Source organism: Marinibaculum pumilum (genome assembly GCF_042646425.1).
In the GTDB taxonomy this organism is placed as follows: Bacteria; Pseudomonadota; Alphaproteobacteria; order Ferrovibrionales; family Ferrovibrionaceae; genus Marinibaculum; species Marinibaculum pumilum.
On sequence record NZ_JBHRTR010000026.1, the window covers coordinates 19744 to 34328 of the forward strand.

Consider the following 14585-nt stretch of genomic DNA (forward strand, 5'->3'; position numbering starts at 1 on the left):
TCAGGGCCGGTCCGGCTCCGTCACCCGGTCCTCCGCTTCCTCCCGTTCCGCCTCCTTCCGTTCCGCCTCTTCCCGTTCCGCTTCCTCCCGGCGCATCCAGACGGTGCGCTGCGGGAAGGGGATCTCGATGCCGGCCGCGTCGAGGGCGCGTTTCACCGCGCGCACCACCTCGTCGCGGGAGGCGCGGATGTCGACGGGGCGCGAGCCGGTCCACCAGGCAATCTCGAAATCGATCGACGAGGCGCCGAAGCCGTGCGCGAAGACCTGCACGTCGCGGATATCGTCGCGCACGCTGTCGACCGCGATCACCGCGTCGTGGATCACGTCGCGGGCGCGATCGGCATCCTCGCCATAGGCCACGCCGCAGATGATCTTGACCCGGCGGAAGGTCAGGTTGGTGCGCACCCGCACCGGGTTCTGGAACAGCTTCGCGTTGGGCACCACCACCAGCTGGCCGTCGGTCTGCCGGACATGGGTGTCGCGCACGGAGATCCGCTCCACCGCGCCCTCGATCTCCTGGCATTCGACATGGTCGCCCAGCTTGAAGGGCTCCCGCAGCAGGATCAGGATGCCGGCGAAGAAGTTCTCGAAGATGTCCTTGAAGGCGAAGCCGATGGCGATGGAACCCAGCCCCAGCGCCGTCAGCACGTCCGCCGGGGTCACCGACGGGAAGGCGATCGTCGCGGCGACCAGCAGGCCCAGCACCCAGATCAGGGCGGCGGCCAGCATGCCGGCCACCTCCACCAGCGCGGTGCGGAAGCGCAGGCCGCCGCCGGCACGCTCGATCAGCCGCCGCGCGCCCCAGGCGATCAGGCCGGTCAGCGCCACCACGGCGAGCGCGCCCAGGATCCGCGGCGAGGCCGCCAGCAGGTCGGTGAGATGGCCGAGGATCCGCTGGTGGATCCCGGCGAGGATATCGTTCCAATTCATGGCACAGGGGAAACCGCCGAAGCGCAGCGGCGGTTCCGGCGTTGCCGGCTGCGGCGCCTCTATGCCGCGGGCGTGATATCCGTCCGGGAGAAGTCCTGCCCCTTGAACAGCAGGGGCTCAGCGCGTTCCCGGGCCAGGGCATAGGCGAAGCAGTCGCCGAAGTTCAGGCTGGCCGGGTGCCGGCCCTTGCCGAATCGGGCATAGGCCCGTCGCGCCTCCTGCGCCTGGGCCATCGTCACCGGCAGGACGGCGATGCGGGAGGCTTCGACCAGGGCCTCGAAGTCCTGCACCGCCAGCAGGTCGCCGCTGCCGTCGACGCGGATCGCCGCTTCCAGCCAGTTGACGGCCGACATCAGCGGATGCGGATCCGCGGCGATGGCATTGGCAAAGGCGGCGCCCTCCGGCTCGTCGAGCAGAATGGCGAGGAGCGCCGATGCATCAACGATCACGACGGCACGATCCCCGAGGGAACGATCCCCCAGGAGCACGATCCCCAGGAGCACGATCCCCAGGAGCACGATCCCCGGGGCACGATCACTGGGGGCACGATCAACGGGGCAGACCCTGGTCGTCGTAGAGGTCGCTGTGATCGGAGGTGAGACCCCGGGCCTTCAGCCTTGCGGAACAGCGCCGGGCGATGGCCAGCAGCGCGTCGGCGTTCGGGCGGCGCGGCTCCGCGCCGGCCCTGGCGGCGGCGAGCTTCTCCTCGATCGCCTCCCGGACGGCTGCCGTGATGCTCTTGCCCGTCAGTTCCGCCAGCTCACGCGCCTGGCGGTGGACTTCTTCGTCCTTGATGTTCAGGGGCATCCTGCATCCTCCTTTCCTCCAAAATGGCGGATCTGGAGGAAAATGCAATCCGCCTCTGCCCTGTCGGTGTCAGCCCGCCCGCTGCGGCCGGCGCACCACCCGCACCCGGCCGCTCGGCCCGCCGCCGCAGAAGAAGCGGTCGGCGCCGCCGGCTTCCAGGCCGGAGACGCCGATGCCCCCAGGCAGGTCGAGCTGGTCCAGCACCGCGCCGCTGTCGGGGTCGATGCGGCGCAGGCCGCTCTCCTCGCCCTCCCAGATGCCGTGCCACAGCTCGCCCTCGACCCAGGTGACGCCGGTGACGAAGCGGTCGGAGGCGATGGTGCGCAGCACCTTGCCGGTCTCCGGGTCCACCTGGTGGATCGTGCGCTCGCGATAGCGGCCGATCCAGAGCGAGCCTTCCGCCCAGGCCATGCCGGAATCGCCGCCGCCGCCCGGTGCGGGGATCGTCGCCAGGACCTCGCCGCTCTCCGGGTCGATCTTCCGGATCCGGTCCTCGGCGATCTGGAACAGGTGCCGGCCGTCGAAGGCGGTGCCCGCATCGGCCGGCATCGCAAAGCTGCGCAGGATCGCGCCGCTTCGCGGATCGAGCGCATGAAGGCCGGAATCGGAGCCGAACCAGACCCGATGTCCGTCCCAGGTGAGGCCGTGTATGGCGGCGATGCCGGGGAAGGGCCCGAGCTCGCCGATGATCTCTGCTGTCTGTTTCATGAGGCGATGCTAGCCGTGGAGCGGCGCCCCCGGGAGTAACAAGGCTGTCGGGAAACCGGGCAGCGGCGTTGCGGTCCAGCGCCGCGCGCGACCGCCACCGACCGCCTGCACCTTGCCCTCCGCCGCCAGCGCCTCCAGCGCGCGCTGCACCTTGCGCTGGCTGTTGCCGAGCGCCAGGGCGAGGGCGGAGCTCGACCAGGCCTCGCCATCCGCCAGGCAGGCCAGCAGCGCGGCATGGGTTTCCTCCACCGGTGGGGCCAGGACCGCGACCGCGACGCCATCCTGCGGCTGCAGGACGAAGCCGCGCTTCGTCGCGGACAGTCCGGACAACCCGCGGAGCGCGGCGCGCAGGCGGCCGATCTCCACCCGCAGCCGGGCGCGGTGGGATTCGTCCGCCGCCTTCGCATGGAAGGCGCGCGCCAGCAGCGCCTCCCGGCTGGCATCGCCGGGCCAGGCCTCCGCCAGCACCCGGGCCAGCGCGAACAGCACCGGCCGCCGGCCCAGCGCCACCACCCGGCCGCCGCCGCGCACCGCATGGCGGCAGGCATCGACGACCAGCGCGTCCGTGGCCAGCAGGGCCTCTACCTCCGCCAGGGTCAGCAGGGGGCGGTCACCCGCGGCGGAGACCAGCCGCGCGGCCGGCGCGGCGAACGCCCGCGCGGCGGCCTGCACCTCTGCCACCAGGGCCGGGATCCCCGCCCGGTCGGCGGCCGTCGCGGCCCGCGCCAGTGCCGTGCGTGCCGCCTCGGCCTGCAGGCGGCGCATGGCGATGCCGGCGGCGACCAGTTCCAGCCCGGCGCGGGAGGCCGGCGGCAGCGCGACCGGGTCGATCGCGTCCAGCCGCCGCGCGGCCTCGTCCAGCCGGCCGATCAGCAGCAGGCGGCGCGCGGCGAGATAGCGGGCATGGCCGGCGTTCGCCGCATCGCCGCGCGCGGCCAGCAGGGTCGCGGCCGCATCCAGGGCGCCGTCCTTCCCCGCCGCGGGACCGGCCAGGTCGCGGCTGACCAGGGCGATCTCCGCCTCCGCCACGGTGCAGCGGGCGCGGGCGACCGCCTCCCGCGGGCCGAAGGCGCGGGCGGCGGCGCGCAGCAGCGCGCGGGCGCGGGGCAGGTCGTCGAGCTGCGCCATCGCGATGCCGCGCAGCGCCAGCGCCGGCGGATCGTCGCGCAGGGCGATCCGGTTCAGCGCGCCCAGCGGGTCGCCGGCGGCGAGCGCGCGTGCCGCCGCGTTGATCAGGGAATCCATGGCAATCGCGTCAGACTTGTCACTCTCGCCCGCCGGCCTCCGTCCCTACCTTGCCTGTCGACGGGCGGCCGCCGGCACCGGCGAGCCCGCAACACGGAAAGGAGAGCCACTATGCAGAACCCGGTCGTTTCCCGCGAGGACTGGCTGAAGGCCCGCCTCGACCTGCTGGAGGCGGAGAAGGCCTTCACCCGCGAGCGCGACGCGCTGACCCGCCGCCGCCGGGCCATGCCCTGGGTGAGGGTGGAGAAGGATTATCGCTTCGAAGGCCCGCAGGGGCCGTTGAGCCTGGCGGAGCTGTTCGACGGGCGGTCGCAGCTTCTCGTCTATCACTTCATGCTGGGCCCCGACTGGAAGGATGGCTGCCCCTCCTGCTCCTTCTGGGCGGACAATTTCGAGGGGATCCCGGTCCACCTCGCCCAGCGCGACGTGACCTTCACCGCCATCTCCCGCGCAGCCCTGCCGGAGATCGAGGCCTATCGCGACCGCATGGGCTGGACCTTCCCCTGGGTCTCCTCCTTCGGCAGCGACTTCAACTTCGACTTCCACGCCTCCTTCACGCCGGAGGAGATCGCGCAGGAGCGCGCCTACTACAACTACCGCCATGTCGGCGGGCTGGCGACCGACATGGTGGGGATCAGCGTCTTCTACCGCGACCCGGAAGGCGGGGCGGCGGCGCCGATCTACCATACCTATTCCTGCTACCGGCGCGGCGTCGACATGCTGAACGGCGCCTATCACTACCTGGACCTGGTGCCGAAGGGCCGCGACGAAGACGGCCTGGACTTCGCCCAGGCCTGGGTCCGCCGGCACGACGAGTACTGAGCCGTGCGGCCGGCTCTGGCGAAGGGAGGATCGGCAATGCCGACCGACATCTCCGATCGCGAAGCGCCGGCCCGCAGCCGGGGGCCGGCCGACTGGCTGGCCCTCGCCGCTTCGCCCGTCTTTGCCGCCATGGCCGGCCTGACGGAGGGGCTGGGCGGCGGCCCGCTGGATGTTCTCTGCGCAGGCTCGTTCGGCGGCCTGCCGCTCAGCGCCATGTCGCTGATGTACCTGCTGATGGCGCTGTTCCACCTGCCGCCATGGCTGCGGCTGCTGGGCGGTGTGTCACCCCGGCCTTGAGCCGGGGTCCATTCCGCCAGCCTCGCCGCACCGGTTGCAGAATGGATCCCGGCTCAAGGCCGAGGATGACGATGGGTGTGAATTGGGCAGGGTTGTCCGGGCTACAGCTTGAACGCCGCGTACAGCGCCAGGTTCGGCCAGAGGTAGAGCAGCGCCACCGTCAGCAGCATCAGCACCAGGAAGGGCAGCGCCCCGCGGGAGACATCGGCCAGGCTGGCCTTTCCGACCGACTGGATGACGTAGAGGTTCAGGCCGACCGGCGGGGTGATCAGGGCGCATTCCACCATCACTGCCATGAAGATGCCGAACCAGATCGGGTCGAAGCCCATCGCGGTGGCCGCCGGCAGCAGCACCGGGGTCATCACCAGGATCATCGACAGCGCCTCGAACACCATGCCGAAGGCCAGCAGCACCAGGCCGATCAGGACGATCAGGCCCAGCGGGCTGTCCACCGCATGGCTCAGCCAGACGGAGATCTCCTGCGGGATCCGGTAGAGGGTGATCGCCTTGCCGAAGATCTTGGCGCAGGCGACGATCAGCAGGATCGCCACCGTGGTCACCATCGAATCCCAGGCCGCCTCCTTGAGCTTGCGCCAGGTCAGGGTGCGCAGGATGCCGCCGGTGATCAGCAGGGCGGCGGCAAAGCCGATCGCCGCGGCCTCGGTCGGCGTGAAGGCGCCGGAATAGATCCCGCCGATGATCAGCACCGCCAGCGCCAGCGCCGGCAGCGCGCGCTTCGTCGCCGCGATGCGGGTGCGCCAGTCCGCCGCCTCGGTCGGGGTATAGCCGCCGAAGACCCGCGCATAGACGATGGCGAAGGCGATAAACAGCAGCATCAGCGCGATCCCTGGGCCGATGCCGGCGAGGAACAGCGCGCCCACCGATTCCTCGGTGACGAAGCCGTAGACGATCAGCGGGATCGATGGCGGGATCAGGATCCCCAACGTGCCGCCGGCCGCCAGCAGGCCGTAGACGAAGCGCCGGTCATAGCCGCGGGAGATCATCTCCGGGATCGCCACCGTGCCGATGGTCGCCGCGGTCGCGACAGAGGAACCGGAGATCGCGGCGAACAGGCCGCAGGAGACGATCGTCGCCACCGCCAGCCCGCCGGGCCAGTGCCCGACCCAGCTCTGCACGGCGCCGAACAGGTCGCTGCCGACCCCGCCCTTCAGCAGCACGCTGGACATCAGCAGGAACAGCGGCACCGACAGAAGGACGAAGCCGTCCAGGGTGGAGAGCACCGATTGCGGCGCCATCAGCGGCGAGAAGCCGCCCAGCGCCAGCATGCCCAGCCCCAGCCCGCCGAGCGCGAAGGCCACCGGCACGCCGGCCAGCAGCAGCACGAACAGGCCGACGAGGATCAATGCGACGGTCATGTTCGGCGCCCGCGGTCTGAGGCGCGGGAAACGCCCGGCGGTGACGAGGCAGGTGGGGCGGCATGCGCAGTTTCCGCACCGTCCAGGCCGCAATCAACGGTGTCATCCCATGCCTTGAGCATGGGATCCATTCCGCCGGCTTCGCGGCGCGGCGCCGATGGCGGAATGGGCCCCCGGGTCAGGCCCGGGGGCGACGGGGGAGGGGCCGGGGTGGCAGACTGCATCATCAATGCCCGCCCCCTTCCGACTTCTCCGGCAGGCGGCCGCGGATCGCGCGGCCCATGCCGGCCAGGGCGGCGATCGTCAGCAGGATGAAGCCGACCGGCACCGCCGCCTCCGACAGGGCGGCGGGCAGGTCGAGCATGGTGCCGGAGGTGCGGCCGCGGTCGAAGCTGTCGGCGAAGATGGCATAGCCGTACCACAGGGTGACCAGGCTGAAGGCGGCGGTGACCGCCATCGACAGCATCTCCGCCGCCAGCCGGCCGCGCCGGCCCAGCCGGTCGGTCAGCGCAGTGACCCGGATATGGCCGCCGGCGGTCAGCACCCGCGCCATCGCCAGCAGGCTGCCCCAGATCAGGCAGAGCTGCGACAGCTCCGCCGCCCAGATCGTCGGCGCGGCGAAGATGTAGCGGGCCACCACCTCGTAGGTGAGGAACAGGCCCGCCAGCACGAACAGCAGGGCAGCGATCCAGGCGCAGCCCGCCTCCAGGCGATGGAACAGCTTCATGCGGTCAGGGCTGCAGCAGGGCCCGGTTCAGGCCCGCCTTACATCCCCTGCGCGGCTTCCATCATCTTCTTGCCCGTCTCGCCGGTGGCGGCGAGGAACTTCTCGTAGACCGGCTGGGAGACCTTCTTCCACTCCGCGATCTCGTCGGCGGTCGGCGTGTAGACCGACATGCCGTTCTCCTTCGCGGCGGCATAGGCGTCCGCCTCGATGGAGGCCATCTTGTCGCGCACGCTGATCTCCGCCTGGCGCGCGGCCTGCGAGATGATGGCGCGATGGCCCTCCGGCAGCTTGTTCCACCAGTCGGTGTTCACCACCACGATGAATTCGATCACCGCGTTGTTGGTGTTGGTGATCACGTCCATCACCTCCCACAGCTTGCGGCTCTTCACGCCGGACACGCCGGTCATGCCGATGTCGACGGTGCCGCGCTGATAGGCCAGGTACTGCTCCGAGCCGGAGATGATGGTGGGGGAGCCGCCCGCCGCCTCGACGAAATCGCCCAGGGTCTTGCCGAACACGCGGACCTTCTTGCCCTTCATGTCGGCCGGCGTCTTGATGGGGGTCTTGTGCGACAGCATGATCGCGCCGCCATAGGCCTGCCACCACAGCACGGTGGAGCCGGTATCGGCGATCGCGGCGTCGATCGGCGCGCGGATGGCGGAGCCCGGCGCCACCGCCTTGCGCACCTTCTGCTCGGTGTCGAACAGGAACGGCTGGTAGAAGATGTCGACGATCGGCGCGTCGCCGACATAGCGGGTGAGCGAGGCGACGCCGGCCTCGATGGCGCCTGACCCGACGGCCTGCGGCACCTCATTGTCCTTGTAGAGCTGCGCGGAATCGTAGATCTGCACCTCGATCTCGCCCTGCGAGGCGGCCTCCACCTCCTCCTTGAACAGCACCAGGTTCTGGCCGAGATGCGCCTTCAGCGGCAGCTGCAGGGTGATCCGCATCGTCGTCTCGGGCCCTTCGGCCCGGGCCTCCGGCGCTTGGCCGGCGAACGTGGCGATCCCCAGCGCGGCGGCCGCCGCGAGCGACAGCAGATGGCGGGTCATGATCTGTCCTCCCCTGATTGGTTGTTCGTTGGGCCGGATTATGCCGGTACAGCGGTGCGCGGCGCCAGTGCCGGGTGGCGTCTTTTGCGGCCCTCGCCCCTGACCGGCGGGAATGGCATGCTGACGGCGGCTATACCGACGGAGGCGGCAATGAGCGAACCCGAACCGCAGACCCGGCCGGAACAGACCTTCTTCACCGACCCGGCGCTGGACCGGGTGATGGGCGTGGTGATGGCGCTGGCCACCGAGGTCTGGGTGATGAAGGACCGGCAGGCGGCACTGGAACGGGCGCTGGCCGCGCGCGGCCTCGACCTCGCCGACCTGCTGGATGCCGAGCCCGGCGATGCCGACCGCCGCGCCATGGCGGCGGAGCGCGAGGCCTTCGTCGCCCATCTGATGGACAACATGCTCGGGCGGCAGGTCTCGCTCGGCGCATCCTGACGGGGGCCGCCATGGACGATCGCAGCTTCGTGGCCGCGCAGGACTTCGTGCTGGACGTGAAGCGCCACTGGACGACGAAGGTCTATCCGGCGCTGAAGGCGGAGTACCGGCAGAAGGCCGACCGCGCCGGTGCCGAGCCGCAAACCGTGGCCGAGGTCGCGGACCTGGTGGCGGACAGCCCCCTCTACCGCGGCTATGCCTGGCTGGAGCGGCACCTGCAGCGGATGAAATACAGCGGCCGCTACGGCCTGGTGCCCTATCACGCGGCGCGGCGGCAGGCGCTGCTGGCGCGCCTGGACGACCTGCCGCCCGAACAGCGGGCGGAGACCGATCCGGAGTTCGCGATCCCGAAATACTTCACCGCAATCGACATCCACCAGCATCCGGGCGGCGTCTGGCGCGACGATATCGCCGGCCTGGTCTACGAGCGCGGCGCGCGCTCGACGACGCCGCTGCTGGGCGCGAAGCACAAGGACCTGCACGGCCGCTTCACCGACCGGGTGGCGGCAGCGTTCGGACAGGCCAGGCCGGCGCGGATCCTCGACATGGGCTGCGGCTTCGGCAAGTCGACCGGCCCGTTCTGGGAGATGTTCCGGGAGGCGGAGATCGACGGCATCGACCTGTCCGCGCCCTGCCTGAAGCTGGCGGCGGCGGAGGCCGCGGCGGCGCAGGCGTCCCGCGTCCGCTTCCGCCAGATGGATGCCCGCGCCACCGACTATCCGGACGGCAGTTTCGACCTGGTCACCTCCACCATGCTGCTGCATGAGATGCCGCCGAAGGCGATCGGCGCGCTGCTGGACGAGGCGCGGCGCCTGCTGGCGCCGGGCGGGCGGATGGTGCATCTGGACTTCTGGCTGCTGCCGGACGCCTTCCACCGCTTCATCCACTATGGCCATGCGCGGCGCAACAACGAGCCCTACATGCCGCCTTTTGCGGAAATGGACGTGGCGGCGGAACTTTCCGCGCGCGGCTTCCGCAATGTCAGTGTCGAACCTTTCGCGGAAGCCGAGGGCGTCGACACCGCCGACAGCCCGACCTGGCGCTTTCCCTGGACGGTGATCGCGGCGGAAGCTTGAGCCGGACCTGACTGGCACGTTCGGCCCGGTCCTGTCCTATCCGCCGCTGCCGTCCGGGCCCGCCGCGGCGCATATCCCTGCCATTGCAATGCTGGCAGGGAGATCGAAGCCATGAACATGCACGTACAGCCGGATACCGCCGTCCTGCGTCCCGCACGTCCTGCCGACGCGCGGGCGCTGGCGAAGCTGATCGACATCGCCGGGGAGGGCATCCCCCACCACCTCTGGTCCGGCATGGCGCAGCCCGACGAAAGCCCGCTGGACGTCGGCGCCGCCCGCGCCCGCCGCGACGAAGGCGGCTTCTCCTGGCGCCACGCCACGGTGGCGGAAAGCGAAGGTGCCGTGGCCGGCTTGATGCTGGGCTATCCGATCGAAGCGCCGTCGGCGGCGGACCGGGCGGCCGTCCCGGACCTGCCGGCGGTGATCCGGCCCGTCGTGGAACTGGAGCATGAGGTGCCCGGCAGCTTCTACGTCAACGCGCTGGCCGTGCTGCCGGGCCGGCGCGACGCCGGCCTCGGCTACCGGCTGATGGCGGCGGCGGAGGCGCGGGCGAAGGCGGCCGGCCTGGAGCGGCTGTCCATCCAGGTCTTTTCCCAGAATGCGGGCGCGGTGCGGCTCTATCGCCGGCTCGGCTATGTCGAGGCGGACAGCCGGCCGGTCCTCGACCATCCCTGCCAGCCCTATTATGACGGCCGGGTGCTGCTGCTGGTGAAGGCGGTATGAGGCCGGGAGGAAGCCACCGCCAACGCCCGCCTTTCCGTCATCCTCGGCCCCCGAGCCGAGGATCCCAGCGCCGGCGTCGACGCCGCACCGCCTCGCAGCGTCGCCGTTCCGTCACGATCCTCGGCTCGGGGGCCGAGGATGACGGGAAAGTCTGAGATCGGCTAGCAGCACCGGCCCTAAGCCGCCGTGCGGCCGGCCTCCGCCTCGCCCAGGGCGCGGCGGATGGTGGCGAAGCGGCGGCGGTATTCCGACGGGGACAGGCCGACCTTGCGGCGGAACCGGCGGCGGACGAAGCTGGCATCCTCGTAGCCGACTTCCGCCGCAACCGCCTCCACCGGGTCGGTGCCGGTCTCCAGCGCCTGCTTCGCCTCCTCCAGCCGCAGGGTGTGGACATAGTCGATCGGCGTCATGCCGGTCGCCTGGCGGAAGCGGTGCTTGTAGGAGCGGTCGGGCAGGCCGCTCGCCGCCACCATGTCCGCCACCGCATGGGGCGTCTGGTAGTTCTCCGCCAGCCAGTCCTGCGCCAGCGCGACCTGCCGGTCGCTGTCCTGGCGGCTGCCGGCCAGGGCGGCGAAGGGCAGCTGGCCATGGGGATGCCAGTCCATCAGGTAGATGCGCGCCAGGTGCATCGCCTCTTCCTGCCCGAAATGGAGCGCCACCAGGAACAACGCCATGTCCTGCCATGACGTGCCGCCGCCGGCGGTATTGATGCGCTGGCCTTCGCCGGCAGCGACCAGCACCCGGCTGCCCTGCACCTCCACCCGCGGATCGCTGCGCTGCATCGCCGTGCAATAGGCCCAGTGGATCGTTGCCGCGCAGCAGTCCAGCAGGCCGCTCTCCGCCAGCAGCAATGCGCCCGAACAGGATGCGGCGATCGTCGTACCGGCAGCATGGCAGCGGCGCAGCCACTCGACCTCCTGCGGGTCGCGGCCGGCCAGGTCCGTGCCGGGTGCGACGAACAGGTCCGGCCAGGGATCGCCTTCGCCGGGACAATCGGCCAGCGCAAGGTCGGGACGGATATAGGCGCCGTTGCCGGCCTGGAAGCCGCGCGGATCGGCCGCGACCACCAGCGGCCGCATGCCCTGTTCCCCCGCCGCACCTTCGGTCAGGAAGCGTCAGTCCCGCCCGACGGAGACGAACAGGTCGTACATGCCGTAGAGGGAATCCGCTTCATCTTGATCGGTTGTGGCACGATCGGCCCGCTTCTGTCGCAAACGACTTTAGCGCGGGCAGGGCCGGCGCGGTAGGCAGGCGTCATCGACGCACCGGCCGAGACAGGAGACCGAGCCATGAACGCGATGACGGAAGTGACGACCGCAGGCGAAACGAGGCAGGCCGATCCTGTCCGCCAGATGGAATTCGAGGAACGGATGGTGGGCGCGCTGAACGAGGCGGCGCTGATGCTGATGCTCTCTCTGGGCCACCGCAGCGGGCTGCTGGATGCGCTCGCCGCCGCAGGGCCGGTGGACAGCGTCGGCCTGGCCGAGGCCGCCGGGCTGCAGGAACGCTATGTGCGCGAATGGCTGGGCGCGATGACCGTCGCCCATGTCGTGGAGCTGGACGCGGGCAGCGGCCGCTACCGCCTGCCGGCGGAACATGCCGCGCTGCTGACCCGGACGGGCGATGCCAACCTGGCCGCTATGGCGCAGTACATCCCGCTGCTGGGTGCTGTGGAGGATGATGTGCTGGCCTGTTTCCGCGACGGCGGCGGCGTGCCCTACCACCGCTACGGCCGCTTTCACGAGGTGATGGCGGAGGATAGCGGCCAGACCGTGCTGCCGGCCCTGACCGACCATATCCTGCCGCTGGTGCCGGGGCTGACCGACCGGCTGCGTGCGGGAATCGAGGTGCTGGACATCGGCTGCGGCCGCGGCCTGGCGCTGATGCAGATGGCGGCGGCCTTTCCCGACAGCGCCTTCACCGGCCTGGACCTGTCGGCCGACGCCATCTCCTGGGCGCAGGCGGAGGCGTTGCGCCGGGACCTGCACAACCTGCGCTTCGAGATCCGCGACCTGCGCGACTTCGACGTGACCGCGCCGGAAGCGGAATTCGACCTGGTCACCACCTTCGATGCGATCCACGACCAGGCGCGGCCGCTGGCGATGCTGCGCGGCATCCGCCGGGCCCTGGCCCCGGACGGCGTCTACCTGGCGCAGGACGTGAACGGCTCCGGCCATCATCACGGCGACCGCGACCATCCGCTCGGCACCCTGCTCTACACCGTGTCCTGCATGCACTGCATGTCGGTCTCCCTGGCGCAGGGCGGCGAGGGGCTGGGCGCCATGTGGGGGCGGGAGATGGCGCAGCGCCATTTCCGCGAAGCGGGGTTCGGGCAGGTGGAGACGCACGAACTGCCGCACGACAGCCAGAACGCCTACTACGTCTGCCGGCCCTGACCGGCACCGGCCGGGGCTGCAGTAGCGGCTCCGGTCGCCAGCAGGGCGGCCAGGGCAAGCAGGAGGGTCGGCGCGATCATGGCGGGAAAGCCGAATTCGGCATAGCCGTAGGCGCCCGAGATCGCGCCGACCACGAACGCCAGGAGCGCAGCGAAGAAGGGTAGAACCAGGCTGCGGGTGCCGCCCTCCGGCAGCTGTCCCGCCCTGCGCCGCCGCATCGCGTCAAGGGCGAGCCCGGCCAGCTTGGTCAGGTTGCCGGCGCTGACGGATGTCGGCATCGGGCCGCGCAGCAGCATCTCCTGGATCGCGCTCTGCAGCGACATCGTCAGCACCGCCAGCAGCGCCAGCGACAGGGTGGCGAAGGCCTGCGGGCCGGCCAGCGGCGCGGTCTGCCAGCCGCCGGCGGTGAACAGCGCCAGCAGCACCGCCTCGACGCCCAGCAGCACGACCAGCAGCGGCCGCCAGTTTCGGAGACGGCGCAGCAGCAGGACCCAGAGCGTGGTGAACGCCAGATAGCCCAGCACCACGGTCAGCTTGATCGGTACCGTGCTGTCGTTGAAGGCGACGCCGCCGTCGGTCTCGTGAATTAGTTCCGTGCCCAGCAGGATCACCGAACCGGCGATGAACGCGGTGAAGGTGTTGAACAGCGCCAGGTAGCAGGTCACGTCGACATAGGCGGTCACATAGGCCAGCAGGATGGGCAGGGCGCGTGCACTGCCGGCCGGGGCCGAGGCGGTCATGGCGTTTCCTCTGAAGGTCTCGGGGGCTGCGCCGGGTGGCATGGCCGGTGGCAGCATGCATCTTCGGTCAGGTGCGTGCCGGATGCCACATGGGCAGCGCCAGGACCTGGCGGCGGTATCAGTCCCGGGGCCGTCGCGGATCGCCCGCCGCGGCAGGACCGCCGTTCCCCCGCTGCCGTTCTGCGCGCGGCGCATGGCCGAAACAGGCGTGATAGGCATCGGCGAAATGGGAGGCGGAGGTGAAGCCGCAGGCGACCGCCACCTGGATCACCGGCATCGGCGTCTGCAGCAGCAGGTGCCGTGCGCGCTTCAGGCGGAGTTCCAGGTAATAACGGCGCGGCGGCCGGTCGAGATGCTGGCGGAACAGCCGCTCCAGCTGCCGGGGCGACAGGCCGACCTGCGCGGCCAGGTCGTCCATGCCCAGCGGGGCTTCCAGATGCGCCTCCATCGCGGCGATCGCCGCCAGCAGCTTCGGATGGCTGATGCCGGTGCGGTACTGCAGCCCGCTGCGTTGCGGATCACCGGCATGCCGGACCGGCGTGTGCAGCATCTGCTCCGCCACCTGCATGGCCAGCGCCTCGCCGTGATCGCGCCCGATCAGGTGCACCATCATGTCCAGCGGCGCGGTCCCGCCGGAGCAGGTGAAGCGGTCGCGGTCGACCTCGAACATCGTCGCGGTGATGTCCTGCTCCGGAAACTCCTCGGCGAAGCCCTCCATGTTCTCCCAATGGATGGTGCAGCGCCGCCCGGTCAGCAGCCCGGCGCGGGCCAGGATCAGGGCGCCGGTGCAGATCCCGCCCATCGTCACCCCGGCGCGCGCGGTCTGGCGCAGCCAGGCGAGCACCGTGCCGTCGCTGAAGCGGTCCGCGTTGAGGCCGGCGCAGACCACCGCCATGCCGGTACGCCCGGCATCGCCGATGGCGATGTCGGGCATCACTGGCACGCCGTTGCTGGCGCGCACCGGCGCCCCGTCGATGCTGGCGGTGCGCCAGACATAGAGGGGCCGTTCGGCCATGCGGTTGGCGACCCGCAGCGGCTCCAGGCAGGCGGTGAAGGAAATCATCGAGAAGTCCGGCACCAGCAGGAACAGGACCATCTGCGGCGCACTGTCCGGGCGGGATGCAGGACGCGCCCCAACCGCCCGAGCGTTGGTGCTGCGGTCAGCTGTCATCGGCGGTCCTCCTGCGCCAGGAACCGACAGTTTTCCCGTTGCGCGCAAAAATCGCAACGGATGACGGACGGGCG

The 14585-nt window shown here is 70.8% G+C and carries 17 protein-coding genes; 6 read left to right on the forward strand and 11 right to left on the reverse strand.

All coding sequences use genetic code 11. The features are described from left to right. The 5 genes from ACFOGJ_RS11730 to ACFOGJ_RS11750 all read right to left on the reverse strand — a co-directional run bounded on the left by ACFOGJ_RS11730 (position 1) and on the right by ACFOGJ_RS11750 (position 3690). Positions 1–930 (reverse strand): mechanosensitive ion channel family protein, encoded by a 930-nt coding sequence (locus ACFOGJ_RS11730; RefSeq protein WP_379900500.1) that lies wholly within the window; start codon positions 928–930, stop codon positions 1–3. A 59-nt stretch (positions 931–989) separates the two neighbouring features. After that, entirely contained in the window at positions 990–1379 is a 390-nt protein-coding gene (locus ACFOGJ_RS11735; RefSeq protein ID WP_379900502.1) for a type II toxin-antitoxin system VapC family toxin, read from the reverse strand. Between the two features lie 100 nt (positions 1380–1479). After that, positions 1480–1737, reverse strand: a complete 258-nt coding sequence (locus tag ACFOGJ_RS11740) for a type II toxin-antitoxin system VapB family antitoxin (RefSeq protein WP_379900504.1) — start codon at positions 1735–1737, stop codon at positions 1480–1482. Between the two features lie 69 nt (positions 1738–1806). Then, on the reverse strand, positions 1807–2445 hold the full coding sequence (locus ACFOGJ_RS11745) for a hypothetical protein (protein WP_379900506.1): 639 nt from the start codon (positions 2443–2445) through the stop codon (positions 1807–1809). A 9-nt stretch (positions 2446–2454) separates the two neighbouring features. Then, positions 2455–3690 (reverse strand): hypothetical protein, encoded by a 1236-nt coding sequence (locus tag ACFOGJ_RS11750; protein WP_379900508.1) that lies wholly within the window; start codon positions 3688–3690, stop codon positions 2455–2457. Positions 3691–3801: 111 nt separating this feature from the next. On the opposite strand from ACFOGJ_RS11750, the gene ACFOGJ_RS11755 reads away from it, so the two are divergent. Then, a complete protein-coding gene (locus ACFOGJ_RS11755) occupies positions 3802–4512 on the forward strand; it encodes a DUF899 domain-containing protein (RefSeq protein ID WP_379900510.1) in 711 nt (236 codons plus the stop codon). Positions 4513–4548: 36 nt separating this feature from the next. Continuing rightward, positions 4549–4809 carry a hypothetical protein gene (locus ACFOGJ_RS11760; protein WP_379900512.1) on the forward strand — a complete coding sequence of 87 codons (261 nt, stop codon included), beginning with the start codon at positions 4549–4551 and terminating at the stop codon, positions 4807–4809. 101 nt (positions 4810–4910) lie between these two features. Here the strand turns inward: ACFOGJ_RS11760 and ACFOGJ_RS11765 are convergent, their stop codons facing one another. The 3 genes from ACFOGJ_RS11765 to ACFOGJ_RS11775 all read right to left on the reverse strand — a co-directional run bounded on the left by ACFOGJ_RS11765 (position 4911) and on the right by ACFOGJ_RS11775 (position 7964). Continuing rightward, positions 4911–6185 (reverse strand): TRAP transporter large permease, encoded by a 1275-nt coding sequence (locus ACFOGJ_RS11765; RefSeq protein ID WP_379900514.1) that lies wholly within the window; start codon positions 6183–6185, stop codon positions 4911–4913. A gap of 226 nt (positions 6186–6411) precedes the next feature. Next, complete coding sequence (locus ACFOGJ_RS11770) at positions 6412–6912, reverse strand: TRAP transporter small permease (protein WP_379900516.1); 501 nt, start codon at positions 6910–6912, stop codon at positions 6412–6414. A 38-nt stretch (positions 6913–6950) separates the two neighbouring features. Beyond that, complete coding sequence (locus ACFOGJ_RS11775; protein WP_379900519.1) at positions 6951–7964, reverse strand: TRAP transporter substrate-binding protein; 1014 nt, start codon at positions 7962–7964, stop codon at positions 6951–6953. 150 nt (positions 7965–8114) lie between these two features. On the opposite strand from ACFOGJ_RS11775, the gene ACFOGJ_RS11780 reads away from it, so the two are divergent. From ACFOGJ_RS11780 to ACFOGJ_RS11790, 3 genes are all read left to right on the forward strand, one after another. Then, entirely contained in the window at positions 8115–8405 is a 291-nt protein-coding gene (locus tag ACFOGJ_RS11780) for a hypothetical protein (RefSeq protein ID WP_379900521.1), read from the forward strand. Positions 8406–8416: 11 nt separating this feature from the next. Beyond that, positions 8417–9481, forward strand: coding sequence for a class I SAM-dependent methyltransferase (locus ACFOGJ_RS11785; RefSeq protein ID WP_379900523.1), 1065 nt, complete (start codon positions 8417–8419; stop codon positions 9479–9481). A 111-nt stretch (positions 9482–9592) separates the two neighbouring features. Further along, on the forward strand, positions 9593–10204 hold the full coding sequence (locus tag ACFOGJ_RS11790; RefSeq protein WP_379900525.1) for a GNAT family N-acetyltransferase: 612 nt from the start codon (positions 9593–9595) through the stop codon (positions 10202–10204). A gap of 176 nt (positions 10205–10380) precedes the next feature. Here ACFOGJ_RS11790 and ACFOGJ_RS11795 read toward each other — a convergent pair whose 3' ends face one another. Beyond that, positions 10381–11283 carry a GlxA family transcriptional regulator gene (locus tag ACFOGJ_RS11795; protein ID WP_379900527.1) on the reverse strand — a complete coding sequence of 301 codons (903 nt, stop codon included), beginning with the start codon at positions 11281–11283 and terminating at the stop codon, positions 10381–10383. A gap of 210 nt (positions 11284–11493) precedes the next feature. Here ACFOGJ_RS11795 and ACFOGJ_RS11800 point away from each other — a divergent pair, with 210 nt between their 5' ends. Next, entirely contained in the window at positions 11494–12600 is a 1107-nt protein-coding gene (locus ACFOGJ_RS11800) for a class I SAM-dependent methyltransferase (RefSeq protein WP_379900529.1), read from the forward strand. Here the strand turns inward: ACFOGJ_RS11800 and ACFOGJ_RS11805 are convergent. Together ACFOGJ_RS11805 and ACFOGJ_RS11810 are read right to left on the reverse strand one after the other, a co-directional pair. Then, positions 12582–13340, reverse strand: a complete 759-nt coding sequence (locus ACFOGJ_RS11805) for a DUF1275 family protein (protein WP_379900531.1) — start codon at positions 13338–13340, stop codon at positions 12582–12584. The two genes, ACFOGJ_RS11800 and ACFOGJ_RS11805, sit on opposite strands and share 19 nt — an antisense overlap. A 118-nt stretch (positions 13341–13458) precedes the next feature. Next, positions 13459–14436 carry a GlxA family transcriptional regulator gene (locus tag ACFOGJ_RS11810; protein WP_379900533.1) on the reverse strand — a complete coding sequence of 326 codons (978 nt, stop codon included), beginning with the start codon at positions 14434–14436 and terminating at the stop codon, positions 13459–13461. Positions 14437–14585: the final 149 nt, after the last annotated feature.

Bases quoted from the DNA above. Each gene is read 5' to 3' on its own strand.
- ACFOGJ_RS11795 (WP_379900527.1), bottom strand. From the start codon at position 11,283: ATGCGGCCGCTGGTGGTCGCGGCCGATCCGCGCGGCTTCCAGGCCGGC.
- ACFOGJ_RS11745 (WP_379900506.1), bottom strand. From the start codon at position 2,445: ATGAAACAGACAGCAGAGATCATCGGCGAGCTCGGGCCCTTCCCCGGC.
- ACFOGJ_RS11755 (WP_379900510.1), top strand. From the start codon at position 3,802: ATGCAGAACCCGGTCGTTTCCCGCGAGGACTGGCTGAAGGCCCGCCTC.
- ACFOGJ_RS11730 (WP_379900500.1), bottom strand. From the start codon at position 930: ATGAATTGGAACGATATCCTCGCCGGGATCCACCAGCGGATCCTCGGC.
- ACFOGJ_RS11775 (WP_379900519.1), bottom strand. From the start codon at position 7,964: ATGACCCGCCATCTGCTGTCGCTCGCGGCGGCCGCCGCGCTGGGGATC.
- ACFOGJ_RS11790 (WP_379900525.1), top strand. From the start codon at position 9,593: ATGAACATGCACGTACAGCCGGATACCGCCGTCCTGCGTCCCGCACGT.
- ACFOGJ_RS11785 (WP_379900523.1), top strand. From the start codon at position 8,417: ATGGACGATCGCAGCTTCGTGGCCGCGCAGGACTTCGTGCTGGACGTG.
- ACFOGJ_RS11800 (WP_379900529.1), top strand. From the start codon at position 11,494: ATGAACGCGATGACGGAAGTGACGACCGCAGGCGAAACGAGGCAGGCC.
- ACFOGJ_RS11740 (WP_379900504.1), bottom strand. From the start codon at position 1,737: ATGCCCCTGAACATCAAGGACGAAGAAGTCCACCGCCAGGCGCGTGAG.
- ACFOGJ_RS11810 (WP_379900533.1), bottom strand. From the start codon at position 14,436: ATGGTCCTGTTCCTGCTGGTGCCGGACTTCTCGATGATTTCCTTCACC.
- ACFOGJ_RS11770 (WP_379900516.1), bottom strand. From the start codon at position 6,912: ATGAAGCTGTTCCATCGCCTGGAGGCGGGCTGCGCCTGGATCGCTGCC.
- ACFOGJ_RS11750 (WP_379900508.1), bottom strand. From the start codon at position 3,690: ATGGATTCCCTGATCAACGCGGCGGCACGCGCGCTCGCCGCCGGCGAC.
- ACFOGJ_RS11805 (WP_379900531.1), bottom strand. From the start codon at position 13,340: ATGACCGCCTCGGCCCCGGCCGGCAGTGCACGCGCCCTGCCCATCCTG.
- ACFOGJ_RS11780 (WP_379900521.1), top strand. From the start codon at position 8,115: ATGAGCGAACCCGAACCGCAGACCCGGCCGGAACAGACCTTCTTCACC.
- ACFOGJ_RS11765 (WP_379900514.1), bottom strand. From the start codon at position 6,185: ATGACCGTCGCATTGATCCTCGTCGGCCTGTTCGTGCTGCTGCTGGCC.
- ACFOGJ_RS11760 (WP_379900512.1), top strand. From the start codon at position 4,549: ATGCCGACCGACATCTCCGATCGCGAAGCGCCGGCCCGCAGCCGGGGG.